The 25,646-nt window shown below is 69.4% G+C and carries 27 protein-coding genes; 15 read left to right on the top strand and 12 right to left on the bottom strand.

Annotated features, from left to right (window positions below; all coding sequences use genetic code 11):
- Positions 1-64: 64 nt before the first annotated feature.
- On the bottom strand, positions 65-1,273 hold the full coding sequence (locus tag P0084_RS11545) for a Gfo/Idh/MocA family protein (RefSeq protein WP_308917003.1): 1,209 nt from the start codon (positions 1,271-1,273) through the stop codon (positions 65-67).
- Positions 1,274-1,476: 203 nt separating this feature from the next.
- Here P0084_RS11545 and P0084_RS11540 point away from each other — a divergent pair, with 203 nt between their 5' ends.
- The 4 genes from P0084_RS11540 to P0084_RS11525 all read left to right on the top strand — a co-directional run bounded on the left by P0084_RS11540 (position 1,477) and on the right by P0084_RS11525 (position 6,294).
- A complete protein-coding gene (locus P0084_RS11540; RefSeq protein ID WP_308917002.1) occupies positions 1,477-4,647 on the top strand; it encodes a helicase-related protein in 3,171 nt (1,056 codons plus the stop codon).
- A 175-nt stretch (positions 4,648-4,822) separates the two neighbouring features.
- Positions 4,823-5,188 (top strand): RNA-binding S4 domain-containing protein, encoded by a 366-nt coding sequence (locus tag P0084_RS11535; RefSeq protein ID WP_308917001.1) that lies wholly within the window; start codon positions 4,823-4,825, stop codon positions 5,186-5,188.
- Between the two features lie 205 nt (positions 5,189-5,393).
- Positions 5,394-5,729, top strand: coding sequence for a ferredoxin FdxA (gene fdxA / locus P0084_RS11530; RefSeq protein ID WP_308917000.1), 336 nt, complete (start codon positions 5,394-5,396; stop codon positions 5,727-5,729).
- A gap of 61 nt (positions 5,730-5,790) precedes the next feature.
- Positions 5,791-6,294: a CarD family transcriptional regulator gene (locus P0084_RS11525; protein ID WP_308916999.1), complete on the top strand. Its 504-nt coding sequence runs from the start codon at positions 5,791-5,793 to the stop codon at positions 6,292-6,294.
- 51 nt (positions 6,295-6,345) lie between these two features.
- On the opposite strand, the gene P0084_RS11520 is transcribed toward P0084_RS11525, so the two are convergent.
- Together P0084_RS11520 and P0084_RS11515 are read right to left on the bottom strand one after the other, a co-directional pair.
- The gene (locus P0084_RS11520) at positions 6,346-6,741 is read right to left on the bottom strand and encodes a metallopeptidase family protein (protein ID WP_308916998.1); all 396 of its coding nucleotides are present in this window, start codon (positions 6,739-6,741) and stop codon (positions 6,346-6,348) included.
- The gene (locus tag P0084_RS11515; protein WP_308916997.1) at positions 6,738-7,346 is read right to left on the bottom strand and encodes a VOC family protein; all 609 of its coding nucleotides are present in this window, start codon (positions 7,344-7,346) and stop codon (positions 6,738-6,740) included. Before P0084_RS11515 ends, P0084_RS11520 begins: the two co-directional genes overlap by 4 nt.
- Here P0084_RS11515 and P0084_RS11510 point away from each other — a divergent pair.
- Both P0084_RS11510 and rpe read left to right on the top strand, forming a co-directional pair.
- A complete protein-coding gene (locus P0084_RS11510; RefSeq protein WP_308916996.1) occupies positions 7,345-7,914 on the top strand; it encodes a 5-formyltetrahydrofolate cyclo-ligase in 570 nt (189 codons plus the stop codon). The two genes, P0084_RS11515 and P0084_RS11510, sit on opposite strands and share 2 nt — an antisense overlap.
- Positions 7,915-7,930: 16 nt before the next feature.
- Entirely contained in the window at positions 7,931-8,617 is a 687-nt protein-coding gene (gene rpe / locus P0084_RS11505) for a ribulose-phosphate 3-epimerase (protein WP_308916995.1), read from the top strand.
- A 7-nt stretch (positions 8,618-8,624) separates the two neighbouring features.
- Here the strand turns inward: rpe and P0084_RS11500 are convergent, their stop codons facing one another.
- The gene (locus P0084_RS11500) at positions 8,625-9,635 is read right to left on the bottom strand and encodes a Gfo/Idh/MocA family protein (protein WP_308916994.1); all 1,011 of its coding nucleotides are present in this window, start codon (positions 9,633-9,635) and stop codon (positions 8,625-8,627) included.
- A 48-nt stretch (positions 9,636-9,683) separates the two neighbouring features.
- Between P0084_RS11500 and P0084_RS11495 the strand changes: the two genes are divergently transcribed.
- From P0084_RS11495 to P0084_RS11470, 6 genes are all read left to right on the top strand, one after another.
- Entirely contained in the window at positions 9,684-9,971 is a 288-nt protein-coding gene (locus tag P0084_RS11495) for a putative quinol monooxygenase (protein ID WP_308916993.1), read from the top strand.
- A complete protein-coding gene (locus tag P0084_RS11490; RefSeq protein ID WP_308916992.1) occupies positions 9,968-10,777 on the top strand; it encodes an N-acyl homoserine lactonase family protein in 810 nt (269 codons plus the stop codon). Before P0084_RS11495 ends, P0084_RS11490 begins: the two co-directional genes overlap by 4 nt.
- Before the next feature lie 131 nt (positions 10,778-10,908).
- The gene (locus tag P0084_RS11485) at positions 10,909-11,955 is read left to right on the top strand and encodes a TRAP transporter substrate-binding protein (protein ID WP_308916991.1); all 1,047 of its coding nucleotides are present in this window, start codon (positions 10,909-10,911) and stop codon (positions 11,953-11,955) included.
- Positions 11,956-12,048: 93 nt separating this feature from the next.
- Complete coding sequence (locus tag P0084_RS11480) at positions 12,049-12,885, top strand: TRAP transporter small permease subunit (protein ID WP_308916990.1); 837 nt, start codon at positions 12,049-12,051, stop codon at positions 12,883-12,885.
- 64 nt (positions 12,886-12,949) lie between these two features.
- Positions 12,950-14,338: a TRAP transporter large permease gene (locus tag P0084_RS11475; RefSeq protein ID WP_308917034.1), complete on the top strand. Its 1,389-nt coding sequence runs from the start codon at positions 12,950-12,952 to the stop codon at positions 14,336-14,338.
- Positions 14,339-14,433: 95 nt separating this feature from the next.
- Positions 14,434-15,039, top strand: coding sequence for an SCO family protein (locus P0084_RS11470; RefSeq protein ID WP_308916989.1), 606 nt, complete (start codon positions 14,434-14,436; stop codon positions 15,037-15,039).
- 54 nt (positions 15,040-15,093) lie between these two features.
- Here the strand turns inward: P0084_RS11470 and P0084_RS11465 are convergent, their stop codons facing one another.
- Positions 15,094-15,600, bottom strand: a complete 507-nt coding sequence (locus P0084_RS11465; RefSeq protein ID WP_308916988.1) for a DUF421 domain-containing protein — start codon at positions 15,598-15,600, stop codon at positions 15,094-15,096.
- 86 nt (positions 15,601-15,686) lie between these two features.
- On the opposite strand from P0084_RS11465, the gene P0084_RS11460 reads away from it, so the two are divergent.
- The 3 genes from P0084_RS11460 to P0084_RS11450 all read left to right on the top strand — a co-directional run bounded on the left by P0084_RS11460 (position 15,687) and on the right by P0084_RS11450 (position 18,075).
- The gene (locus P0084_RS11460; protein ID WP_308916987.1) at positions 15,687-16,382 is read left to right on the top strand and encodes a M48 family metallopeptidase; all 696 of its coding nucleotides are present in this window, start codon (positions 15,687-15,689) and stop codon (positions 16,380-16,382) included.
- A 40-nt stretch (positions 16,383-16,422) separates the two neighbouring features.
- Positions 16,423-17,295, top strand: a complete 873-nt coding sequence (locus P0084_RS11455) for a PfkB family carbohydrate kinase (protein WP_308916986.1) — start codon at positions 16,423-16,425, stop codon at positions 17,293-17,295.
- 72 nt (positions 17,296-17,367) lie between these two features.
- The gene (locus P0084_RS11450; protein WP_308916985.1) at positions 17,368-18,075 is read left to right on the top strand and encodes a DUF502 domain-containing protein; all 708 of its coding nucleotides are present in this window, start codon (positions 17,368-17,370) and stop codon (positions 18,073-18,075) included.
- A gap of 317 nt (positions 18,076-18,392) precedes the next feature.
- Here P0084_RS11450 and P0084_RS11445 read toward each other — a convergent pair whose 3' ends face one another.
- The 7 genes from P0084_RS11445 to P0084_RS11415 all read right to left on the bottom strand — a co-directional run bounded on the left by P0084_RS11445 (position 18,393) and on the right by P0084_RS11415 (position 25,615).
- Positions 18,393-19,577, bottom strand: coding sequence for a vWA domain-containing protein (locus tag P0084_RS11445; protein WP_308916984.1), 1,185 nt, complete (start codon positions 19,575-19,577; stop codon positions 18,393-18,395).
- Positions 19,578-19,582: 5 nt separating this feature from the next.
- Entirely contained in the window at positions 19,583-19,744 is a 162-nt protein-coding gene (locus P0084_RS11440) for an apolipoprotein acyltransferase (RefSeq protein ID WP_308916983.1), read from the bottom strand.
- Between the two features lie 9 nt (positions 19,745-19,753).
- Entirely contained in the window at positions 19,754-21,133 is a 1,380-nt protein-coding gene (locus P0084_RS11435) for a DUF2927 domain-containing protein (RefSeq protein ID WP_308916982.1), read from the bottom strand.
- 112 nt (positions 21,134-21,245) lie between these two features.
- Positions 21,246-22,742, bottom strand: a complete 1,497-nt coding sequence (gene purF, locus P0084_RS11430) for an amidophosphoribosyltransferase (protein WP_308916981.1) — start codon at positions 22,740-22,742, stop codon at positions 21,246-21,248.
- A gap of 81 nt (positions 22,743-22,823) precedes the next feature.
- A complete protein-coding gene (locus tag P0084_RS11425; protein WP_308916980.1) occupies positions 22,824-23,375 on the bottom strand; it encodes a CvpA family protein in 552 nt (183 codons plus the stop codon).
- Positions 23,376-23,406: 31 nt separating this feature from the next.
- A complete protein-coding gene (gene radA, locus P0084_RS11420; protein ID WP_308916979.1) occupies positions 23,407-24,774 on the bottom strand; it encodes a DNA repair protein RadA in 1,368 nt (455 codons plus the stop codon).
- 49 nt (positions 24,775-24,823) lie between these two features.
- A complete protein-coding gene (locus P0084_RS11415; protein ID WP_308916978.1) occupies positions 24,824-25,615 on the bottom strand; it encodes a DNA repair protein in 792 nt (263 codons plus the stop codon).
- Positions 25,616-25,646: the final 31 nt, after the last annotated feature.

Here is a 25,646-nt window from a genome sequence, read left to right as displayed (position 1 = left end):
CCCCGGAACGAAAAACGCCGCCCCGCGGGGAACGGGGCGGCGCCGGCCGGTCGGGTCCGGGGGATCAGGCGGCGACGAGGATGTCCTCCTTCTCGCCGGTCTCCGGGTCCTGCACGATCAAGCGCTTGCGTCCGTCGGGCAGCAGCTCGGTCTTCAGGATCTCCTTGCCCTCGTGCATCTGCTTGTTGGGCTTCAGCTTCTCGGTCTTGCCGTGGCGCCAGTCCAGCTCGACCGGGGCCCAGGCCCGCGTTTCCAGCGACTTGTAGAAGGCGTCCAGCACGGCGGCCACGACGTACCCGTCATAGAACGTCTCGTTGGGCTCGCGCCCCGTCTCCATGGCGTCGAACATGTCCGTGAACATGTCCACGTAGCCCAGCGCCACCGCCTCGTCGCCCACGGGGAACAGCCAGCCGGAATCGCTCTCGGCCTTCTCGGCCACGTATCCGTCGGCCCCGCCCGTGGTGTACATCTCGAAGCCGGTGCGCAGGAAGTGGTCGATGCGCGCCATGCCCTGCGTGCCCGAGATCTCGTCGCGCAGATCCATCCCGCCGCGGAACGTCCACGAGCATTCCATCTGGCCCACCGCCCCGCTCTCGAAGCGGATCAGGCCGATCGCGTTGTCCTCGATCGGGATCGGGTGGTACAGCGTGTCCGCCCAGGCCATGACCTCGACGGGGCGGTTCCCCTTGCCGACGAAGTTGCGGATGATCTCGACGCAATGGCATCCCATGTCGATGACGCAGCCGCCACCCGCGCGCTCCTTGTCCCAGAACCACGCCGAATGCGGCCCGGGATGCGCCTCGCGCGACCGCACCCAGGTGATGTCGCCCAGGGCGCCCTTCTTCACCGCGTCGATCGTCTTCAGGGTCTTGGGCGTATAGCACAGATCCTCCAGATAACCCGCGAAGACGCCCGCCTCCTCGACATAGCCCAGGATGCGCTCGGCCTCCTGCGCGTTGCGTGCCAGCGGCTTGGTGCACAGGATCGCCTTGCCGGCCTTCGCCGCGAGGCGGATCGCCTCCTCGTGCATCGAGTTCGGGAGGCCGATGACGACCGTGTCCGTTTCGGGGTCGTTGATCGTCTCCTCCATCGACGTGGCCGACCGCGGGATGCCCCATTGCTCGCAGAACGCCTTTCCGCGCTCCTCCGTGCGCGAATACACGTTCAGCACCCGGTCCGGATTCCGCTGACCGTGCAGGACCTGCGTATAGAAGTTGCAGATCAACCCGGTACCCAGCAGGCTGATCTTGTGCGGTGTGACGTCGGCCTTCATGGCGATCCTCCCTTTTGCGATCGGCATACACCCCGCCCGATGCCGATGCAACATTTTTGATCAAACATCACGCATGGACGTGGGGCCGTTCGGGGCGTCCGGAAGACCGGAACCGACCGGACCGCCCGACCCGGGATCATCCCCTTTGCATCCGCCTCCGGCCCGTGTTCCAACCCCGCAGGGGAACGGGAGCATCATCGCACATGACCGGACGCGTCACGGCCGTGCTGGGGCCGACGAACACGGGTAAGACCCACTACGCCATCGAACGGATGCTGGCCCACCGCACCGGCGTCATCGGCCTGCCGCTGCGCCTCCTCGCGCGGGAGGTGTACGACAAGCTCGTCGCCGCGCGCGGCCCGTCCGTCGTCGCCCTGGTGACGGGCGAGGAACGCATCGTGCCGCCGCGCGCCGCCTATTGGGTCTGCACCGTCGAGGCGATGCCCCAGGGCACGGGCGCCGACTTCGTGGCCATCGACGAGATCCAGCTCTGCGCAGACCCCGAACGCGGCCACGTCTTCACCGACCGGCTCCTGAACATGCGCGGCCAGCACGAGACGCTGTTCATGGGCGCCGACACGATGCGCCGGGCGATCGCCCGCCTCGTGCCGGAAGCGGGCACCATGCGCCGCGAACGCTTCTCGGAGCTGACCTATGTCGGCCCCAAGAAGATCAGCCGGATGCCCGGCCGCACCGCCATCGTCGGTTTCAGCGTCGACAGCGTCTATGCCATCGCGGAGTTGCTGCGCCGCCAGAAGGGGGGTGCCGCCGTCGTCATGGGCGCGCTGTCGCCCCGGACGCGCAACGCGCAGGTGGCGATGTACCAGAACGGCGACGTGGACCACCTGGTCGCCACGGACGCCATCGGCATGGGCCTGAACCTCGACATCCGCCACGTCGCCTTCTCCGCCACGTCCAAGTTCGACGGCCGCCGCGTCCGCCCCCTGCACCCGCACGAATTGGGCCAGATCGCGGGCCGCGCGGGCCGCTTCACCGAACCGGGCACCTTCGGCACCACGGGCGAGGCACAGCCGATCGACCCCGACCTCGCGGGCGCCATCACCGAACATCGCTTCAAGCCCATCGACCGCCTGATGTGGCGCAACGACCGATTGGACTTCCGCAGCGCCGAGACCCTGATCGCCAGCCTGGAGGCGTCGCCCGACGACGAGATGCTGGTCCGCGGCCGTGACGCGGACGACCTGTCCAGCTTGCGCGTCCTGTCCGACCTCGAAGGCATCCGCGCCCGCCTGCGCGACGCCCGCGACGTCCGCCTGCTGTGGGACGTCTGCCGCATCCCGGACTTCCAGGGCATCGCCTTCGCGGAGCACACGAACATGCTCGCGCGCATCTTCGACTTCCTCCACGGCCAGGGTCGGATGCCCGAGGATTGGTTCGCCCGGCAGGTCAAGCGCATCGACCGCACGCAGGGCGACATCGACACCCTGTCCAAGCGATTGGCGTACATCCGCACATGGACCTACGTCGCGCAGCGCAAGGGCTGGGTGGAGAACGAAGACCATTGGCGCGACGCCACCCGCGCGGTAGAGGACCGATTGTCGGACGCGCTGCACCAGGCGCTGACGGCGCGTTTCGTGGACCGCCGGACGTCGGTGCTGCTCAAGCGATTGAAGATGAAGGAGGGCCTCGTGGCCGAGATCGACAAGGACGGCACCGTCACCGTCGAGGGCGAGGCCCTGGGCCGGCTGGAAGGCTTCCGCTTCCACCAGACGAAGTCCACCACCCCCGACGAGGCGAAGACCGTGGGACAGGCCGCCGCCGCCGCCCTGCGCCCCGAGCTGCACCTACGCGCCGACCGTTTCTACAACGCCCCCGACACCGAGATCGACTTCACCGAGCAGGGCGGCCTGATGTGGGGCGGCGACGCGGTCGGAAAGCTGGCGAAGGGCGACGACGTCCTCAAGCCGCAGGTCGTCCCCTTCGTGGACGAGGAAGCCGGCCCCGACGTGGCCGACAAGGTCCGCCGCCGCCTGGGCCATTTCATCGACCGCAAGGTCGCCGCCGCGTTCGAGCCCCTGCTCGCCATGGAGAAGGACGAGGGGCTGACCGGCATCGCCCGCGGCTTCGCCTTCCGCCTGCGCGAAGGCCTGGGCGTCCTGCCGCGCGGCCAGGTCGCGCAGGAGGTGCGGGACCTCGATCAGGACGCGCGCGGATCGCTGCGCAAGCACGGCGTCCGCTTCGGCCAGTTCACCGTGTTCGGACAGCAGCTGCTCAAGCCCGCGCCGACGCGCCTGCGGCTGGTGCTGTGGTCGCTCTGGCAGGGGCTGGACGAGTTTCCCGAAGCGCCCCCGCCGGGCCTCGTGACCGTGCCCGCGCAGAAGGGCATGCCCGAAGGCTACTTCGCGATGGCGGGCTACCGCGCCGCCGGGGCCCGCGCCATCCGCATCGACATGCTCGAACGCCTGGCCGACATGATCCGGGGGCAGGACACCCGGTCGGGGTTCGAGGCCACGCCCGACATGCTGTCGATCACCGGCATGACGCTGGAACAGTTCGCCGAGCTGATGGGGGGCCTGGGTTACGCCGCCGAGCGTGGCGAACGCCCGAAGGTGCGCGCGACGAAGCCCGACGCCGCCCCCGCGCCCGCCCCCGCGGAAGGGCAGGGCACGGGTGCGACCGAAGGGTCCGTGACGACGGAGGACGCCGCCGCCGCGACCGCCGCGATGGGCAAGGCCGCGGCCGATGCCGCCGTCGCCGCCGTCGGGGAGCCGACGCCCGCGCCCGGGGCCGGCGCGGATGCCGCCGTCCCGCCGGCGACGCCCGATCCCGACGCGCCCGCCGACATCCCCGAACCGCCCCCTGCGGAGGATCCGGGCGACATCCCGCCCGTCGAGGATCCGACGCCCACGCAGGATCCCGACCTTCCGCCGATGGACCCCCCGCCGGCCGACCTGCCCCCCGCCGACGCCCCGTCCGCCCCCGCGATGGAAGCGTCCGATCCGGCCGACGACGCGGCGGCATCCGACGCCGCCGCCCCCGCCGACACGGGCGACGGCCCGGCGGGCGAAGGCGTGCCGGACGGCGATCCCGCCCCGGCGCCCGCGACCGGGGACGCCGCCGCCCCGGCGGAGGTGGAGGTGTTCTACACCTTCACCTGGTCCCCCCGGCGCCAGAACGCCCGTGGCCCCCGCCGCGACGCAGACGGAGGGGGCGACGCCAAGGGCCGCCCCCGCGGCAAGCAGGGCGGACGGCCGGGCGGCAAGCAGGGCGGCAAGCCCCGCGGCCCGCGGCCCGACCGCGATGCCAAGGGCGGCGGCAAGCCCAAGATCTACCAGTCCCGCCCCGACAAGCGCGACAAGCCGATCGACCCAGACAACCCCTTCGCCGCCCTGGCCGCGCTGAAGGACAAATGACGTCAGGTCACGGCCGGCGATCCGACCTCACCCCGGCCCCGTGCCGGGGTCCTGCGCGGCGCCGCGCATCCTCGCACGTCCCTGCCCTGCGCGGGGATGCCCCCATCGACGGATGCCACCACCGGGTGCCCGTGGCGATGCCCGTCCGCTCGAACGCGTCCGGTCGTCCGCCCGCATGACCGATCCGCTCCCCCGCCTGCGGATCGACAAATGGCTGTGGCACGCGCGCTTCTTCAAGACGCGCAGCCTGGCCGCGCGCGTCGTCTCGGACGGGGGCGTGCGCATCGATGGCGACCGGGCGTCGAAGCCGTCGCAGACCGTTTCGCCCGGCGCGGTCCTGACCTTCCCGCAGGGCCGCCGGATCCGCGTCGTCGCCGTCGTGGCCCTGGGCACCCGCCGCGGCCCGGCGGAGGAGGCCGCGACGCTTTACGACGACCGCACGCCGCCCTCCCAGCCGGTTCCGCCGCGGGTGGGCCCCCGGCCCACGGGCCGCGACCGGCGCAGGTTGACGGCACTCAAGGGGGATCCCGAAGACCTGTAGGGCGTTTTCGGATGGGCCGACGCGGGACCCGGGCGTCGCGTTCGGGGCAGACGGCCCGCAGACGTTCCGCAGACGGGACGCAGACACGGCGCAGATGGCCGGTTCAGTGCGCCATGCACATCCCCGCGACCGCGCCGCACACCCGGTTGCCCCCATCTGACGGCAGGGCTAGACGGCCCCCCGGACCCCGGCCAAGGACCCCCGCATGACCTATGTCGTCACCGACAACTGCATCGCCTGCAAGTACACGGACTGCGTCGAAGTCTGCCCCGTCGATTGCTTCTACGAGGGGGAGAACATGCTCGTGATTCACCCCGACGAATGCATCGATTGCGGCGTGTGCGAACCCGAATGCCCCGCCGACGCCATCCGTCCGGACACGGAGCCGGACATGGAGAAGTGGGTTGAATTCAATCGGAAATATTCCGACGCCTGGCCCGTCATCATCACGAAGAAGGACCCGTTGCCGGACGCGGAGGCGATGGACGGCAAGCCCGACAAGATGCCGCTCTTCTCGGAGGCCGCGGGCGAGGGGGGCTGACGCGCTTTCGCCGGCCCCCGTTCCGTGATACGCCCCCGCCGTCCCTGAATCGAGGAAGCCGATGGCCAAGAATACCGAGTTCCGCCCCGAGGATTTCGTCGTCTATCCCGCGCACGGCGTGGGCCAGATCACGTCCGTCGAGAAGCAGGAAGTCGCCGGCATGGAGCTGGAGCTGTTCGTCATCAACTTCGCCAAGGACAAGATGACCCTCCGCGTCCCGACCCACAAGGCGGCGGAGGTCGGGATGCGCTCGCTGTCCTCGCCCGAGATCGTGTCGAAGGCGATGACGACGCTGAAGGGCAAGGCGCGGGTGAAGAAGGCGATGTGGTCCCGTCGCGCGCAGGAATACGAGGCGAAGATCAATTCCGGCGACCTGATCGCCATCGCGGAGGTCGTGCGCGACCTGCACCGCAACGACGAGCAACGCGAGCAGTCCTATTCCGAACGCCAGCTCTACGAAGCCGCGCTCGACCGCCTGACGCGCGAGCTGGCCGCCGTGGGCGACAAGGACGAGGACGGCGCCATGGCCGAGGTCGACGCCATCCTGACGGCCCGCGCGGCCTAGGTCATAACGAACCGTGAATCCGAACGTCGTCCGATGTTTAGGGGGCGACGTTCACTCCCACCACCGGTCGATCGCCGCGATGTCGTCGTCGGACCACCCGAAATGGTGGGCGAACTCGTGCACCGTGACATGCGCCACCAACTCGCTCAGCGTGACGTCCCCGCGATCCGCCCATTCGTCCAGGATCGGGCGCCGGAACAGCGTCACGGTGGAGGGTGGCGACGGCCAGTCCGCGCTGCGTTCCGTCAGCGCCTCCCCCTCGTACAGGCCCGTCAGGTCATAGGCATCGGAGATCTCCATCTCGTCTAGAAGCGCGTCCGCGGGCCAGTCCTCGACCACCAGCCGGACGTCACGTGCCAGCGCGGCGAAGGGGGCGGGCAGGGCATCGACCGTACGCTGCGCGATGGACCGGATCGCCTCCAGGTCCGGCGCGGCGCCCCGCGTCACCGAAGCACCCGGGGACCGTCCGGGGTCGCGATCGTGGTCTCCAGTCCCACGGGGCCGCCCACGACCGCGACGCGGGGATCGTCCAGCAGGTCCGCCAGCGCGTCGCGAAGCCCGTCCGCCTGGGGGTGGGACAGCGTCAGCCGTTCCAGCGACAGCCCCGTGGCCGGGAACGACGGCGGCGTCCCCTGCCATTCGATCAGCGCGGGCCACGACCCCTCCCAAGCCGCGCGCCCATCGTGCGGCACGCCCATCCGCCAGCGCAGGTCGCCCCGCGCCAAGTCCACCGCGCGGCCCGACCGGGGGAAGGCCCGCAGCGCCGCATCCAGGTCGTCCACCCGGACCACCCAGGTCCGCAGGGCGGGGGCGGCGTGCGGCTCCAGGTCGTCCAGGCCGAACCAGCGGGCGGACGGGGGCGACGGGGCATCGGGATCGACCGCGATGGCCTCCAGGTACGTGCCGTCGTCCAGTCCCGTCAGGCGGTTCCACGTCCCCATCGCGGCATGGCGTCCGCCGGGGCCCATGGCGACGCCGAGGGATGCCTCGACATGGGCGCGGGCTGCGTCCAACCTCCCCGCCGAGACGGCGATGTGATCGAGGGTCCCCATGACGCAGGGCGGTAGCGTCCAGTCCGACAAGGCGCAAGTCCGCCGCGCCTGCCTCGCCGCGCGGGACGCGTCCGACCCGTTGGCACGCGCCGCGGCGTCGGTCCGCCTGTTCGCGCGCCTGCGGCACCTGCGCGGCCTCGTGATCGCGGGATACCTGCCCATCGGGTCGGAGGCGTCGTCGGTCGCAACGATGGCGGCCCTGTCGCGCGACAACACCCTGTGCGTGCCGGTCGTCACCGCGAAGGGGGCGGCGCTGCGCTTCCGCGAATGGTGGCCCGGCTGTGCGTTGGAGACGGGGGCCTTCGGCGTGTCCGTCCCGGTCGAAGGGGGCTGGCGGGTGCCCGACCTGCTGATCGTCCCCGTGGTGGGCTTCGATGCGTCATGCGCGCGGATGGGCTATGGCGGGGGGTTCTACGACCGGACGCTCGCCGGCCTTCCTGCCGCGACCGCCATCGGCTTGGCGGTGGAGGCGCAGCGCGCGGACCGGATACCGCTTGAACCCACGGACGTTCACCTCCACCACGTCGTGACGAACGCGCGGGTCCATTCCCGGGGCGACGTCGGCTGAACGGCGGGGGCGGACGATGGAAGGGTTCGATCGGGAAGTGAAGCTGGCGCCGTCCATCCTCGCGGGGGACTTCGCCGCACTCGGGGCCGAAGCAGCGGCCCTGTGCGCGCAAGGGGCGGACTGGATCCACGTGGACGTCATGGATGGCCACTTCGTTCCCGTCGTGACCTTCGGCCCGCAGATGTGCGCGGCCGTCAGGCCCCATGTCGATCGCGTAATGGACGTCCACCTGATGATCGCGCCGGTGGATCCGACGATCCAGGCCTATGCCGATGCGGGCGCCGACATCCTGACCGCGCACGTGGAGGCGGGACCTCACATCCACCGGACGCTCCAGGCGATCCGCGCGGCGGGGTGCAGGGCGGGCGTGGCGCTGAACCCCGGCACGCCGCCGGAGGCGGTGGCGCCGCTCCTGGACGACGTGGACCTGGTGCTGGCGATGACGGTGAACCCTGGCTTCGGCGGCCAGTCCTTCGTCCGGTCCGTGCTGCCCAAGATCGAACGCCTGCGCGCGATGATCGGCGACCGCCCCGTCCACCTCCAGGTCGATGGCGGGGTGGACGAGGCGACCGCGCCGCTCTGCGTGGCGGCGGGGGCGGACGTGCTGGTCGCGGGGTCGGCGATCCTGCGTCACGGATCGGTCGACGCCCCGGACGGCTACGGCGACGCGATGCGCGCGCTTCGGGATGCCGCGTCGTCTTGATGTGGGATCACAGCTCGACGCGCGCCCCGCGTTCCGCCGACGCATACGTCGCCGCGACGAGTTCCAGGTTGCGAAGATAGTCCCGGGCCGCGGTCTCCAGCGGGCCCCGCCCGTTCAGGCGGTCCAGGACATGCCGCTGGAACGCCAGCACGCAATCGCCCGCGAAGCCGGGCCAGTCCCGGGCGGCCAACAGCGTCCGGCGGGCCTGCGTGCCATGCGCCCGGACGGTGACCGCCCCGTCCCCCGTCAGCGCGATCGTCCCGTCCTCCCCCTCCAGCAGCGCCTCCCCGAAGGTGCGCCGGGTCTCGTCCGCGTCGAAGTCCGCCAAGCGATTCGCGTCCAGCACCGCCCGCATCTCGTCGGCGAACTCCAGCACCACCAGGCCCGCATCCTCGCCCATGATCGCTGGGTTCAAGCGGCGCAGATCCGCATAGAGACCCCCGGGCTCCCCCAGCAGGTACCGGAACGTGTCGACGTAATGGACGCCCGTTTCGTGCATCAGGAAACGGGGCATCGTCCGGAAGTACGGCTGCCGCGCGCTATACGCGTCCGGCCCCCGCCCGTCGCCCGTCCGCAAGCGGAACGTCAGCTGCAACGGCCGCCCGACGAGGCCGTCGTCCAACGCCGCCTTCATCGTCCGGAACCAGGGTTGGAAGCGGAAGTTCTCGTGCACGATCAGGGGGACGCCCGCATCCTCCGCGGCGGCGACGACGTCGCGGGCCTGGCCGTACTCGCTGCAGAACGGCTTCTGGCACACGATGGCACGCGGCCGCGCGGCCAGGGCCGTCATGATCGCCTCCTCGTGGGTATGGGGGGGCGTCGCAATGTCGACGACGTCGATCGGATGGGCGTCCAGCATCGCCCCCAGATCCGCGAAGTCCGCCCCCGTCTCGGGGTCACGGTCGGCCGCCGCGACGAGGGTGGCGCCGTCCAGCCGGTTCCACGCGTCGCGGTGGAACCGCGCGAAGTATCCCAACCCGACCAGCCCGATCCGCAAGACGTCTTCGGTCTTTTCCATGGCGCCCCCTTGTGCCCTTACTGGCGTGCGGAACGCAGGGAGGAAAGCATGTACGCCGTCGTCGTCAGGTTCGAGATCGCGCCGGACCGCATGCCCGACTTCCTGCCCGCCGTGCTGGACAACGCCCGCGCCACCCTGGCCGAACCCGCCTGCCACCGCTTCGACGTGGCCACCGATCCCGACCGCCCGGACGAGGTGTTCCTGTACGAACTCTACGACGACGCCGCCGGGCACGCGGCCCATCGGCAGACGGCCCATTACAGGACCTTCGCCGCGCTGACCGGCGACATGGTGCGGCACAAGGACGTGCGCACCTATGCCCGGATCCACGTATGATCTGGGAAGCCTATGCCATCCGCTATGCCGAACGGTCGGGGCGGGTGCGGGCGGACAGCTTCGTCATGGACGACGACCATTCCGCGCCGCACGACATGGACTACTTCATGTGGCTCCTGCGCTCGGGGGACCGAACGATCCTCGTCGATGCGGGATACGACGAGGCGGAGGGTGCGCGCCGGGGGCGGCCCATCCTGGTGGATCCGCGCGCGGCCCTGGCGCCGTTCGCGATCGCGCCCCCCGACGTCGACACGCTGATCTGCACCCACCTGCACTACGACCACGCGGGCGGCCTGCACCTGTTTCCCGACGCGCAGGTGCATCTGCAGGCGGCCGAGATGGCCTTCGCGACGGGACCGTGCATGTGCCACGACCACCTGCGGATGCCGTTCACGGCCGACCACGTCTGCGAGGCGGTGAAACGCTTGTACGCGGGCCGGCTGACGTTCCACGACGGGGACGGGCAGGTGGCCGACGGGGTCACGGTCCACCGCGTCGGCGGCCATTCGAAGGGACTGCAGGTCGTGCGCGTGCGGACGCATGCCGGGTGGCTGGTGCTGGCATCGGACGCCAGCCATTTCTACGAGAACTACCTGGCCGGCAAACCCTTCCCGATCGTGGCCGACACGGCCGAGATGCTGGCGGGGTTCGACCGGCTGCGGACGCTGGCCGGCGCCGCGACGCTGATCGTCCCGGGACACGACCCGTTGGTCCGCGGGTTGTTTCCCGAATGGCAGGGCAGCCGGGACGTAGTCCGCCTCGATCGTGGGCCGATCGGCGAGCTTCCGACCTACGCTCGATGCTGATCCGAGGGGGCGGTTCTCAACATTATCGCTGGAAATTATGCCCGCAGCCGGTAAGTAATCCTTACCAAATCGGGCGGGTGCCCACCGGGGGGTGGGGGTCCGGCCGCGTGTCGACCAGGGAGGAATGACACATGAAGATCAGGACCATGCTGCTTTGCGGTGCGGCCGCGCTCGGGACCACCGGCGCGCAGGCCCAGGAAGTGTTCGAGATGACGTCCGGCTTCGCCCGCAACCTGCCGATCCTCGGCACGGCGGCCGTCGACTTCACCGACAAGATCAACGCGATCTCCGAAGGGGTCGAGTTCGAGCATTTCGATCCGGGCGAGCTGGTCCCCACGCTTGAAGCCCTCGACGCGGTGTCTAACGGGTCCGTCGATGCGGCCTATACGACGTCGGGTTACTGGCAGGGCAAGCTGCCAGCCGCCTCGCTCTTCGCCGCCGTGCCGTTCGGCCCGGAGGTGGGCGAGATGCTGGCCTGGATGCTCTACGACGACGGCGCGGAGCTGTTCCAGCGGATGTACGACGACGGTGGCTACAACGTCGTCGTGATGCCCTGCGGCGTCACCGCGCCCGAGACCTCCGGCTGGTTCAAGGAGGAGATCGAGTCGGTCGAGGACCTCGAGGGCCTCAACATGCGCTTCTTCGGCCTGGGGGCCGAGGTGATGCAGCGGCTGGGCGTCTCGACCTCGCTGCTGGCGGGGGGCGACATCTTCCCGGCGCTGGAGCGGGGCGCCATCGATGCGACCGAGTTCTCCATGCCCGTCGTCGATGCCCGCCTGGGCTTCTACAACATCGCGAAGTTCAACTACTTCCCCGGCTGGCACCAGCCCGCGACGATCTACGAGCTTCTGATCAACCGCGACCGGTGGGAGGATCTGGACGAGCGAAACCAGGAACAGATCCGCATCGCGTGCCTCGCCAACCTGACGACGAACTACGCCGAGGGCGAGGCGATCAACTACGCCGCCATGCAGGACAACGTCGAGAACCAGGGCGTGACCATCAAGCAATGGCCGCCCGAGATCCTGGAAGCCATGGAGGCGGCCTGGACCGACGTGGCCGAGGAGCTGGCGGCGGAAGATGCGTTCTTCGACGAGGTCTGGACCGACCTCCAGGAGTTCCGCGCCAACTACAAGACCTGGGGCGACACCATCTATCTGCCGCGTCCGCGCGACTGATCCCGACCGATGACGGCCCGGCCCCCCGTGGGCCGGGTCCCGCGCCCGCCGGAGGCGTCAACGACGACGCGTGGATCGCGCGCGGAGGGACCCATGTCGCAGCACCCCGAGGAACCCGAGCACGTCGACGGCGTGGGCGAGGCGGCCCTGGTCGCCATCTCCGACCCCGGCGAGGTGGGCCGTGCTGAGCACACGAAGGGCGACCGTGCCATCGTGCACATCTCGAACGTCTTCGCGTGGTTCTTCCCGGTCCTGATGGTCGCCATCTGCGCTCAGGTCGTCCTGCGCGGCGCGGGCAACAACCAGGCCTGGCTCGACGACGCGCAGTGGTGGATCTACGGGGCGGCCGTCCTGATCGGCATCGGATACGCCGTCACGACCAACAGCCACGTGCGCGTGGACATCTTCTACGACGGCTTCCCGGCGCCCAAGCAACGCAAGATCGACATCTTCGCCCTGGCCTGGCTGTTCCTGCCGTTCATCATCCTGTGCTGGGACGTCACGTTGGACTATGCGCTCACGTCCATCGCCGCGCGCGAAGGGTCGGACAGCCCCAACGGCCTGCACGGCCTCTATCTCCTCAAGACGTTCATGAACCTCAGCTTCGTGTTCATCGCGGCCGCGATCTGGTTCGCCTATGTCCGGATGCTGGGACAGATCACCCGACCGCTGTGGTGGAAGAAGTTGCTGTTCGCCTTTCCGGCCGTCGCCTTCGCCGTGAACCTCGTGATCTACTACGGCGCGCTGGGCCTCGTGCTGCTCGCGTCGGAGGAAGGGACCACCGCGCGCCAGGCGACGCGGCACTGGTTCTTCGACACCTTCGCCATAGGGCCGGAGGAGATGAAGTTCACCGTGGCCGCGGGCCTGGCGGCGACCGTCGTCATCATCGCCCTGGCCTACGCCCTCCGCGACAAGCGGGCGGAGGGATAGGGCCGTGTTCATACTCGAGGCCCTGGCCCCCTACGTCACGCTGAACGAGATCGCCGTGTCGGCGATGTTCCTGACCTTCATCTGGCTCCTCTTCCGCGGCATCCCGGTCGCCATGGCGCTTGTCGGCGTCAGCCTGATCTTCGCCCTGATCGCCGAGATCTTCCTCGACCCCTTCCGGTCGTCGTTCCGCGACATCATCGACTTCGACCGCACGGGCATCGACTACCAGCGCCTGTCGGTCCTGTCGGGGCGGCTCTTCGGCAACATCGTGAAGAACCCCGTCCTCGTGGCGCTGCCGATGTTCATCTACATGGGTCTGATGCTGGACCAGTCCGGCGTGGCCCAGCGGATGATGCATTCGATGCAGAAGCTGTTCGGCGGCCTGCGCGGCGGGCTGTCGCTGACGGTCATGCTGATCGGCATTATCCTCGCGGCCAGCACCGGCGTCATCGGCGCGTCGGTCACGCTGCTGGGCGTCATGGCGCTGCCAGCGATGATGGGGCAGAACTATTCCAAGCCCATCGCCACCGGCACGATCGCGTCCGCGGGCACCTTGGGCATCCTGATCCCGCCCTCGATCATGCTGGTCATCATGTCGGACCAGCTCGCGATATCCCTGGGGGATCTGTTCATGGGGGCGCTGTTCCCCGGTCTGATCCTGGGCGGCCTCTACATCCTGTTCATCGTGATCTTTGGCCTGATCTCGCCCTCCTCCATGCCCGCCCCGGAAAAGGCGGAGGAGGTCGGCTGGCCCGTCGTGAAGGAGGTGCTGCTGGCCGTGGTGCCCCCGATGTTCCTGATCCTGCTCGTCCTCGGCTCGATCTTCGCGGGCATCGCCACGCCGACGGAGGCGTCGGGCCTGGGCGCGATGGGCGCGACGGTCCTGGCGGCGCTGAACGGGCGGCTGAACCTGAAGGTCGTGCGCGAGGTCGGCCGCTCCACCCTGAACACGTCGGGCTACATCGTCGGCATCTTCCTTGCGGCCAACTTCTTCGCGCTGGTGCTGCGCCGGTATGGCGGCGACGAGATCGTCCAGACGCACGTGCTGGGGGCCTTTGCCGATCCCTACATGATCGTCCTGTTCATCCTGTTCATCGTCTTCCTCCTGGGCTTCCTGCTCGACTGGATCGAGATCACGATCATCATCATGCCGCTGATGCTGCCCATCATCCTCGGCCTCGACCTGGCGGTGCCGGGCTTCGATCAGGTCCAGAACCCCAGCGTCGTGTGGTTCGCCATCCTGGTCGCCGTCACCCTGCAGACCAGTTTCCTGACGCCCCCGGTGGGGTTCGCGCTGTTCTACCTGAAGGGGGTCTGCCCGCCGGGGGTCACGCTGGGCCATATCTATCGCGGGGTGATCCCCTTCGTGCTCCTGCAGCTGACCGGTCTGGCCATCGTGTTCTGGTTCCCGGCGCTGACGACCTGGCTGCCGTCCGTCGCCTACGGCAACTGACGGAACCGTCATCGCTGCGACCCCCTGTCCCGCTTGCGGGGCGGGGCGCGGGGTGCCACATCGCCCGGGTCGGGCAACGAGGACGGAGACGCTCCATGACCCCCCGGACCATCACCATCGCGGCCGGTATCGTCGTGGCCGCCCTCGCGTTCGGCACGTCGTTCGTCTTGCGCGACCTGATGGCGCAACGCGACGTGGGGGTCGCGACGACGGTGGCCACGGAGCTCGGCGCCCCGTTCGAGCTGGTCGACCAGAACGGCGACACCATCACGGAGGCGGCCTTCCAGGGGCGTCCCACCCTGTTGTTCTTCGGGTTCACCCGCTGCCCGGAGGTGTGCCCCACCACGGTCTACGACATGGAGACGTGGCTGACGGATCTGGACATCGGCGCGGACGAGATCGGCGCCTATTTCGTGTCCGTCGACCCGGAACGGGACACGCCGGAGTTCCTGCGCGACTACCTGGAGCCGCAATCGGATCGGATCGTCGGCATCACCGGCGCGCCGGAGGACGTGTGGGACATGGCGCGGTCGTGGCGGGTCTATTGGCAGAAGCGGCCCGTCGGCGGGGGCGACTATACGCTGGACCACTACGCCAGCGTCTTCGTCCTCGACGATCGGGGGCGCGTCCGGGACCTGATCGCGTATGGCGAGGATCCGGAAACGGCGAAGGCCAAGATCGCCGCCGCGCTGGAAGCCTGATCCCGGATCCGGGGCCAGGCAGGGGGCAGGTGATCCGAATGCCCCGCCCGCCCCTCAGGCCGTCGCCGTGCTGCGGACCTCCTGCACCAGCGTGCCGCGCGGTTCGTCGGTCATCACGCTGACGTCGCCCGTCGTCTCCAATATCACCAGGGCCACCTTCGCCGGATCGCCCGCACCCGCCTGCCGCAGCTTCTGGCGCAGGTCGTCGCGCGTCATCCGGGCCTTCGTCAGGGCATCGTCGTGCATCGTGCCGTTCCGCATCAGGATCAGCGGCTCGTTGTCCATCGCCCTCTGGAAGCCCGGGACGCGGACGCGCAGCGCGCCGACCAGGACCTGGACGCCCAGCAGCGCGAAGACCGCCAGGGCGCCCATCCACCACGGCGTGCCCGCATTCAGCACCGTCGCCGCGACGACCGACCCCGTGGCGACGGTCACCACGAAGTCGTGCGCGCTCATCTTCGCGAAGGATCGCAAACCCGCGAGCCGGACCATCACGATCAGCAGGGGGATCAGCAGGACCGCATCGACGAAGGGCGTCAGCGGATCGGGTATGTCGGGCATGGGATCACCTTTCGGGCCGGTGACAGGTGGACGCGGGGCAGGGTGATGGGGTTCCCCTGCGCGGCGCCGATCCCCATATTGGGGGCATGCTGAAGTTTCCCGCATTGCTGTTGATGATCGGCTACGGGCTCGTCGTCTGGGCCTTCTCCGCATGGCGTCTGAAGGGTCAGCTGGACGAGCAGTCCACCCCGCTGCGCGACCCGGTCCTGCAACCCTTCCTCGACCGCATGGCGCGCGCGTTGGAGATCGAGCGCATCAAGGTCAACATATTCGAGGTCGACCCGGTCAACGGCCTGGCCGCGCCGGATGGGCGCATCTTCCTGACGCGGGGCTTCTATCGCAAGTTCCAGACGGGCGAGGTCACCGCGGAGGAGCTGTCCAGCGTCGTCGCGCACGAGCTGGGCCACGTCGCCCTGGGCCATTCCAGGCGGCGCCTGATCGACTTCTCGGGGCAGAACGCGATCAGGATCGTTCTGGCCGGGGTCCTCGGACGGATCATCCCGGGCGTCGGCATCTGGCTCGCGAACATGCTGGCCACCCTGGTCGCCGCGCGCCTGTCCCGCCAGGACGAGTTCGAGGCCGACGCCTATGCCGCGGCGCTTCTGACGCGGTCGGGGATCGGGACGGGGCCGCAGAAGGACCTGTTCCGCAAGCTCGACAAGATGACGGGCGCGGGCGGCAACGGCATGCCCGCCTGGATGATGAGCCACCCGAAGGCGGAGGCGCGGATCGGCGCCATCGCCGCGATGGAAGAGCGTTGGAAGACCGTTCCCGCCCCGTGACGGGCTGGACTCGATCGGCGCGGCGGGGCAGTGCGGGGTCATGACCGGGGTCACGCCGAACCTGCTCTGCGTAGGGTCCGTCCTGTGGGACGTGATCGGACGCAGCGACCTGCACATGATCGCCGGATCCGACGTGCCCGGGCGGATCACCCGATTGCCAGGCGGGGTCGCGTTGAACATCGCGATGGCGGCCCGGGCGTACGGAATGACGCCGGCGCTCCTGTCGGTCGTCGGGCGCGACGCGGAAGGGGACGCGCTGATCGGGGCCCTGGACCGGCTCGGCCTCGTGACGCAACACGTCTATCGGTCCGACGACCTGCCGACCGACGTCTACATGGCGGTGGAAGGGCGGAACGGCCTGATCGCCGCGATCGCGGACGCCCATTCGCTGGAACAGGCGGGGCCGAAGATCCTCGCACCCCTGGACGCCCTGTCCTTCGACGGTCCCATCGCCATCGACGGGAACCTGACCGTGGACCTGCTGGCGCGCATCGCCGCGGACGCCCGCTTCGCGCGGGCCGATCTGCGCATCGCGCCCGCCAGTCCCGGCAAGGTCGAGCGGCTGAAGCCGTTCCTCGGCCATCCGACCGCGACCCTCTACGTCAACCTGGAGGAAGCGGGCCTCCTGCTCCATCGGCCCGTCGACGATGCGGCCTCCGCCGCGGCGGCGTTGCGCGCCCACGGGCTTCGCCGGGTCCTCGTGACTGACGGGCCGCGGCAGACCGCGTGCGCGGACGACGGGGGCGTGCTGACCCACCGCCCGCCGGAGGTCATGGTCACGCGCGTGACCGGCGCGGGCGACACCTTCATGGCGGCCCACATCGCGGCCGAAGCGCGGGGGGCGGGTTCGCGCGATGCCCTGGAAAGCGCCACCCGCGCCGCCGCGATCTACGTCTCGGGCGATGGCTACTAGGATGCGGTCCGGCTCGCTTGTGACCCGGCGGGGCGGGGCGTATGTCGGGATCGACGGTTCGGGACGGACGACATGAAGGCTGGCAGCACGCGCGCCCCACGCCCCCCACGCCCGCCGCGGACGGGCTTCATCGGTCGGCTCAGGAACAACTTCCTGACCGGCTTGATCGTGATCGCCCCCATCGGCCTGACCTTCTGGCTGCTCTGGTCGGTGATCGGCTGGATCGACGGGTTCGTCCTTCCGTTCATTCCGCGTCGGTACAACCCGGAACTCTGGCTGCAGCAGAACCTCGACATCGGATTGGACATCCGGGGCATCGGGGTGATCTTCTTCCTGGTCTTCACCGTCCTCGTCGGTTGGCTGGCCAAGGGGTTCATCGGCCGGCGCATCCTGCGCTGGGCCGAATGGCTGGTGGCCACGATGCCCGTCGTCCGCTCGGTCTATGGGGGGCTCAAGCAGATCGCCGAGACGATCTTCACCCAGGACAATTCCTCGTTCGAAAAGGCCTGCCTGGTCGAATACCCCCGCAAGGGGATCTGGGCCATCGCTTTCATCTCCACCACCGCGAAGGGCGAGATCGCGACCAGGGGCGGCGTGCCGATGATGTCGGTGTTCCTGCCGACCACGCCGAACCCGACCTCCGGCTTCCTCCTGTTCGTGCCCACGGCCGACGTCGTGGTCCTCGACATGAGCGTCGAGGACGCGGCCAAGCTCGTGATCTCGGCGGGCCTGGTCTATCCGAACGTCGAGGGCGGCGTGACGGTGGAGCAGGCGGCCTAGGCCCGGGCGGACGTCCTCCGGATCGTTCGGACGGCCCCCATGCCCGAATCGCGGATCTGTCCGACACGGGGCAGACGGGAAGCAGACGCATCGCAGACACGCGCCCCGCCACGGGACCGACGCATTTCAGCCCGCGGCCGATCCCCGGACCCACGCTCGAACCCGTTGTTCCACTGGGAATTGCCGCGCTTGCATCGGCCCGTGCTCACGCACAGACTGATGGCACGGGAGGGTCTCCGCCGTCTTTCGAACCGAAGACCATTCGCTGCAGCGCGGCAAACAGCCTGTCGAACTCCACCCCCCAGCGCAGGCTCGCCTCAGCGCGTCAGAAGCCGCATGCCCTGCGTCAGCCCTTCGGGTGTCATCTCGACCATCCGGTCGTCGAAGATACCCCGCAGGATCCCGATCGACTGGGTGTATCCCCACGCACGACGCGGCACCGGATTGATCCACAGGTTCCGGGGCCACTGGTCCCGCAGCCGCGTCAGCCAGGCGCGCCCCGTCTCCGCGTTCCAGAACTCGTTCGCCCCACCCGGATGCTCGATCTCGTAGGGGGACATCGACGCGTCGCCGACGACGATGCAGCGATAGTCGGACCCATAGGTGTTCAGCAGGTCCCGCGTCATCGTGACCGCATCCCAGCGCCGCCGGTTGTCGCGCCACACCCCGTCGTAGATGCAGTTGTGGAAGTAGAAATGCTCCAACGTCCGGAACTCGGACCGCGCCGCGCTGAACAGATCCTCCACCGCGCGGACATGGTCGTCCATCGAACCGCCGACATCCAGGAACAACAGCACCTTCACCGCATTGCGCCGCTCCGGCCTCGTCCGCACGTCCAGATGGCCATGCGCGGCCGTGGAACGGATCGTCCCGTCCAGATCCAGCTCCTCCGCCGCACCCTCGCGCGCCCAGGCCCGCAGACGGCGCAGCACGACCTTCAGGTTCCGCAGATCCAGCGACCGCGCGTCGTCGAAGTCCCGGAACTCCCGCCGGTCCCAGACCTTCACAGCACGCCGGTGCCGGCTGTCGTCCTGACCGATCCGCACCCCTTCGGGGTTGTAGCCATAGGCCCCGAACGGCGAGGTCCCGGCCGTTCCGATCCATTTCGTCCCGCCCTGGTGGCGACCGTCCTGTTCCGCCAGGCGGTCGCGCAGACGTTCCATCAACGCGTCGAAGCCGCCCGCGGCCTCCACGGCGGCCATCTCCTGCGGCGTCAGGTGCGTCTCGGCTTCCCGCCGCAGCCAGTCGTCCGGCAGGTCCATCGCGCGCAGCACGTCCGCGGCGTTCGCCGTGGCCAGACCCGCGAACGCGGCGGCGAACGCCCGGTCGAACCGGTCGATCAGGCGCTCGTCCTTCACCATCGTGGCACGGGCGAGGTGATAGAAGTCGTCGAGGTCGGCGAAGACCACGTCCCGGAACAGCGCGTCCAACAGGGTCAGGTGTTCGCGCACGGAGACCGGCACGCCGTGGTCGCGCAGGGCCTGGAAGAACCCCAGCAGCATCGCGGTCAGAAGCGGGTCAGGACGATGATCGCCACGACGCCAAGCAGGCCGCCGATGATTCCCCAGACGGCGGCCCATTGCGCGATGTCGAAGCCGTTGCCCTTGCGACGCCGGGCGACCAGGCCGCCCAGCACGGCACCCACGATGGCGGTCAGGATCGGTAGCATGGCCGCCCCTTACGCGCCGGGCGCCAACGCCGCAACCTCCGCCGCACGGGCCCCGACCCCGCCGTCCCCCCAGGCATAGCGGCCCCAGGCCAGCCCCTCGCGTCGGACCCGTGCCGCCATTGGGGACTGTCCCTTCAGGTCCAGCGCCTCGGCCCGAAGCAGGAGCAACGTGGCAAGCACGCCCGCGTTCTGCGCCCCGTCCGCCGCGGGGATCGCCCCGTCCGTCGTGCGCAAGGCAGCATCGGGGTCACCGCTCGACAGCGCGAAGGCGGCAAGCTGCGTCGCGATCTGGGCGTCGTGGATCCCCCGTCCGGCGAGACGGCGGTACCGCGCGGCGGCCTCCATGAACGCATCGAGGGCCGTGCCCGGCTCCCGCGTCAGGGCGGCCCGTCCCAGGACCAGATACGACAGCGCGAGCCGTTCGTCGGGGGTGGACGCGGCGCGACGGACCGCGTCCTTCGCGGCCGCCGTCCGGGCACGATCCGATCGGGCCGGGTCCATCGCCTGTCGGACGGCCTGCGCCCACCCTCCGGCATCGGGTCGTGGCATGGCGGGCCGGTCCAGCAGGGTCGGCATCGACGCCGTGACCTGCGCTCGCGTCATGCCGGATCGCAGCCGAGGGTCATAGGCCGCTCGCAGCAGCGCCATGTCGCGGTCGGTCAGGACGACGTGCATGTTGTCGTCGTTGAAGATCGAATGCGGCACGCGGAACAGATCCCCCAAGGGGCCCAGGGCCTGGGCCACCTCCTCGTGCAGGCAATCGCGGATCTCCTGCGGCGGGACATCGGACGGCAGGACGACCGTGGCGCGCCTGCGTTCGGTCAGGGTCGTCCAGTCCAGCCGATCCCGTCCTGCCCGTCGGAACGCCGCCCAGCCGGCGACCCGGGGGACGACGAAGCAGGCGGCGCCCGGCACGACGCGCTGCAACTCCCGCAGCGGGAGGACGGACACCGTAATCGATGCCGCCTCGCCAGGACGAGCCTGGCCGATGTCGATCCCGGCCTCCGCCCGGAGGCGTGCGATCAGTTCCGTCAGATCGGGCATCAGCGTCGGCGGCAGGGGCGTGGAGCCGACCCGCTCGACGGCGATGGTGACGGGTCCTTCGAACCGGGTAAGGATTGGGAGGTCCTGACCGTTCTCCAGCGCGAACGTGAGATCGAGGAAGTCGCGCGCCAGCTCCGCCCGGGAATGCCGCGGCGTCGCTGCCGGCGCGCCGGTGAACCGCTTGACCGGGGGCAAGGCTGCCGCGTCTGGGACGGCGACGCCCTGCGCCACGGGCACGCAGGACGACAGCGCCATCGCGCAGACCGCCATCGCGCGCCGGACGGCACGACCGCCACGCGAACGTGCGCCATCACGGGGGCCACGCCCCGCCATATCGTGAATCATGTCTGTCGCCTGCTCGAATGACCCCTCTGGCGGGGGCCGTTGCCGCGACGGCTAGGACGGCAATGGGGCGGGATTGTGACCGCCCGTTCCCATCGCGGGCTTGGTGTTGCCGCTATTCCGCAGCCTTCAGGCGGAATCCGCGGCTGACCATGTCCGCCGGTTCGACAGGGTACTCGCCGCTGAAGCAGGCGTCGCAGTATTGCGGCGCGGCGGCGTTTCGGCCCCCCGCCTCGCCCACGGCTCGATAGAGGCCGTCGAGTGTGATGAACCGGAGGGAATCGACGCCGAGATGCGCGCGCATCTCTTCCTCCGACATGGTCGCGGCGAGCAGCTTCTCGCGCTGGGGGGTGTCGACGCCATAGAAGCAGGGCCAGGCGGTGGGCGGCGACGCGATGCGGAAATGGACCTCCGCCGCGCCGGCATCCAGGATCATCTCCTTGATCTTGCGGCTGGTGGTACCCCGCACGACGCTGTCGTCCACCAGGATCACGCGCTTGCCGCGGATCAGCGCGCGGTTCACGTTCAGCTTCAGCCGGACGCCCATGTTGCGGATCTGCTCCGTCGGTTCGATGAAGGTGCGACCGACGTACTGGTTGCGCACGATCCCCATGCCATAGGGGATGCCGCTGGCGCGTGCATAGCCGATGGCCGCCGGCGTACCGCTGTCCGGGACGGGGCAGACGAGATCCGCGTCCACCGGTGCCTCCCGCGCCAGCTCGACCCCGATCGCCTCCCGCGTCTCGTAGACGGAGCGCCCACCGAGCGTCGAATCCGGGCGGCTGAAGTAGACATGCTCGAAGATGCAGAACCGGGGACGCTGCGCTTCGAAGGGACGGTGAGTCGTCACGGTGCCGTCCAGGTTCGCCACGACCATCTCGCCCGGTTCGACCTCGCGCAGGAACTCCGCGCCGATGATGTCCAGGGCGCACGTCTCCGAGGCGAGGGCATGGCCATCGCCGCTGCGCCCCAGGACCAGAGGGCGCACGCCCAGGGGATCGCGGACCCCGATCAGCTTCGTGCGCGTCATTGCGACGATGCTGAACGCGCCCTCCACCCGGCGCAGCGCGTCCTTCATCCGCTCCGGGATGGTGGTCGCCATGGACCGCGCCATAAGGTGGATGATGCATTCGGAATCGCTGGACGATTGGAAGATCGAACCGCGTGCGATCAGATCGCGCCGCAGCGATTCCGCGTTCGTGATGTTGCCGTTGTGCGCCACGGCCGCGCCGCCCATCGCGAACTCGCCGAAGAACGGCTGCACGTCGCGGATGGCCGTCGCCCCCTTCGATCCGGTGGTCGAGTATCGGACGTGACCGATGCCCACGGGGCCCGGCAGGGTAGCCATCACGTCCTCCGACGTGAACGTGTCCCGCACGTACCCGAAGCGGCGCGCGCTATTGAAGCCCCGCTCCGGGTCATGGACCACGATGCCCCCGGCCTCCTGACCCCTGTGCTGGAGGGCGTGCAGACCCAAGGCGACCAGGGGCGCGGCCTCCCCCATGCCGACCGTGCCGAAGACGCCGCATTCCTCGTGAAGGGTGTCGCCCTCGTCCTGGTCGAAGGGGGTCGCGCGCCAACGCTCGCCGGCCGTGTCCATCGCAACCGTCATCGCCGCCGCCCCCGAATGGCTCCGTGCCGCTCACATAGGGACCTGCACCCCGGGAGTCACGCCCCTGCGGTCACGATGCGATCACTCGATGCAGCGACCGACCAGTCCTTCGTAGCGCTGGAGGATCCAACCGGGCGCATCTTCCGGGATCTGCGCTTCGACGTCGTCCTGCACGCGCTGATAGACCAGGGCCGACCGACTGTCCGAGATTTCGGGGATGCCGTCCCCGACGACGACACGATCGTAGACGACGAACGCGACCGCCACCAACAGCAGGCCCCGCAGGACACCGAACAGGAATCCCAGCCCCTGATCGATCGGCCCGGCAGCCGAGTTGCGCACCGCCGACGACAGAAGGGGCGTAAAGAACGAGATCACGATCAACCCGATCGTGAACACGAGCGCGAACGCGGCGATGGTCGCGAGCTCGCAATTGTCGAGATACCCGCCGACATACGGAAGCTCGCGCACCAGGGGTTCGGCGGCCCCGGCGAACGCGAAGCCCAGAGCGGCGGCCGCGACCCACCCGAGGATCGCCATGAGTTCGCGCACGATGCCACGCGAATAGGCCAGGATCGCCGAAACGACGACGATCGCGACGACCACGCCATCGACGATGGTGAAACCTTCCATGAACCGTCCCTTCGGGCGCGCGCCTTCCCCATCAGCCGGCGCCGAAGACGTCCCCCACCAAGGTGGCCACGTCGGGCAACAGCTTCAGTTCCAACCCAGCGGTGCCGCCGAGCTTGCACCCCTTGGGCGCCATGGCGGCGGTGAAACCAAGTTTGGCCGCCTCCTTCAAGCGCGAATCGGCTTGCGCGACGGGGCGCAGCGCGCCCGAAAGCGACAGCTCGCCAAATACGACCATGCGTGCGGGCAGGACCGCGTCCTCCCGAGCCGACATCAGCGCGCAGGCGACCGCCAGATCGGCCGCGGGTTCGCCTACCCGGATGCCGCCGGCGACATTGAGATAGACGTCCAGACCAGCGAACCCGACGCCGGTCCGCGCTTCCAGCACGGCGAGGATCATCGACAGGCGCGCGCCGTCCCAGCCGACCACGGCGCGGCGCGGTTGCGACAGGGACGATGGCGCGACCAAGGCCTGGATCTCCACCAGCAGGGGGCGGGTCCCCTCCAGACCGGCGAACACCACAGATCCGGGGGCAGGGGAGTCGCGGTCCCCGAGGAACAGAGCGGACGGGTTCGCGACCTCCGCGAGGCCCGCGCCGGTCATCTCGAAGACGCCGATCTCGTCGGCGGGACCGAAGCGGTTCTTGACCGCGCGCAGGATGCGGAACTGATGACCGCGTTCCCCTTCGAAATAGAGGACCGTGTCGACCATATGCTCGACGACGCGGGGACCCGCGATCTGCCCTTCCTTCGTGACGTGGCCCACCAGGATGACGGACGTGCCGACCTTCTTTGCGAAGCGCGTCAGCTCGTGGGCGCAGGCCCGGACCTGTGCCACGGAGCCGGGGGCCGACTCCACGGTGTCGACCCACATCGTCTGGATCGAGTCGACGATGCACAGATCGGGCTTCTCCGCCTCCAGCGTCGTCAGCACGTCGCGCAGGTTCGTTTCCGCCGCCAGGCGGACCGCGGTATCGGACAGCTTCAACCGTTGGGCCCGCATGCGCACCTGAGCCGTGGCCTCCTCGCCGGAAACGTACACGACCGACCTGCCCGCGCGTGCGAAGCTGGCGGCGGCCTGAAGCAGCAGGGTCGACTTGCCGATGCCGGGGTCGCCACCGACGAGGGTGGCGGAGGCCGGAACCAGCCCCCCACCGAGCACGCGGTCCAATTCGTCCAGACCGGAAAGAGTGCGGGGCGGCGGCGGTTCCTGTCCGTCCAGGGCGACCAGGGCGACCTTGCGCCCCTTCGCGGCCCCCAGCGACTGCTTCGACGGACCCGCCGAGAGCGGGACTTCCTCCTGAATCGTATTCCATGCGCCGCAACCGTCGCAACGGCCGGACCACTTCTTGTGGACCGCGCCACAGGACGTGCACGCGAACTGGGTTACCGGCTTGGCCATGTTCCTGTTTTATTCCCCATCGACGGGGAAGGCCAGTGTCGGCGTACGGCTATTCCGCCGGCATCCCGGACAACCCCGCATCGGCGACGCGTCCGGTCGCCAGGACGGGCTTGCGTGGCTTGTCGGGCTCGTTCACCGGCAGGGTACGCGTGATTTCGGCCAAATCGGCACGCAGGCGGGCGAGCTGGCGTTCCGCCTGACCCTCCTCCGCCTTCACGGCCTGGGACCATCGGTGAATCTCCGCGACGTTGGATTGCGCCATCTCGATTCGCTGGCGGTAATCCTCGACCTCGGATTGACGCTGCTTCAGGAACCGCCGGGCGCGGGCGACCTTCTCGTCGCTGTAATGCTCCGCCAGATCGCGGGCTTCGACCGACATCTGCGCCGCGACCTCCAGGACGTCCGATTCGAGGGTGGCCAGTTCGGGATGGGCCCGCATCCATTCCAGCCGCTCGCGCATCGCATCGAATTCACGGCTGAGGCCGAAGACGCCCGCACGATCTGCAGTGTGGACGTGATGATAGGCGCGTGCCACGTCGTCCATCCCAATGCGGAAGCTGCGCTGCGTCAGTTCCAGGTTCCGCACGCGTCGATTGGCCGGCAGATATCCTACGAGCGCCAGCAACAGGATCGTGAGGAAGACCTGTAGCCAAAGCCCGGCGTCCGGGCGCACGGTGTCGCCCACCGTCGCTTGCAATCCCAGCCAGGGAACGATTCCCAGGAAAGCCCCGACGGTCAGGGTAGTCAGAACGGCGGCCCCAACGACGAGGGCGCCCGTCGCGACGAGCTGCAGTACCGAGATGGCCCAGGCCAGGTGTCGATTCGTTTCCGTCATTTTCATCGTGCGGCAACCAATGGTGGCAGTCTATTGG

This window comes from Jannaschia maritima (assembly GCF_030973515.1).
In the GTDB taxonomy this organism is placed as follows: Bacteria; Pseudomonadota; Alphaproteobacteria; order Rhodobacterales; family Rhodobacteraceae; genus Jannaschia; species Jannaschia maritima.
The sequence above is the reverse complement of the archived record's forward strand: the minus strand, read 5'-3'. Positions and strand labels throughout refer to the sequence as shown.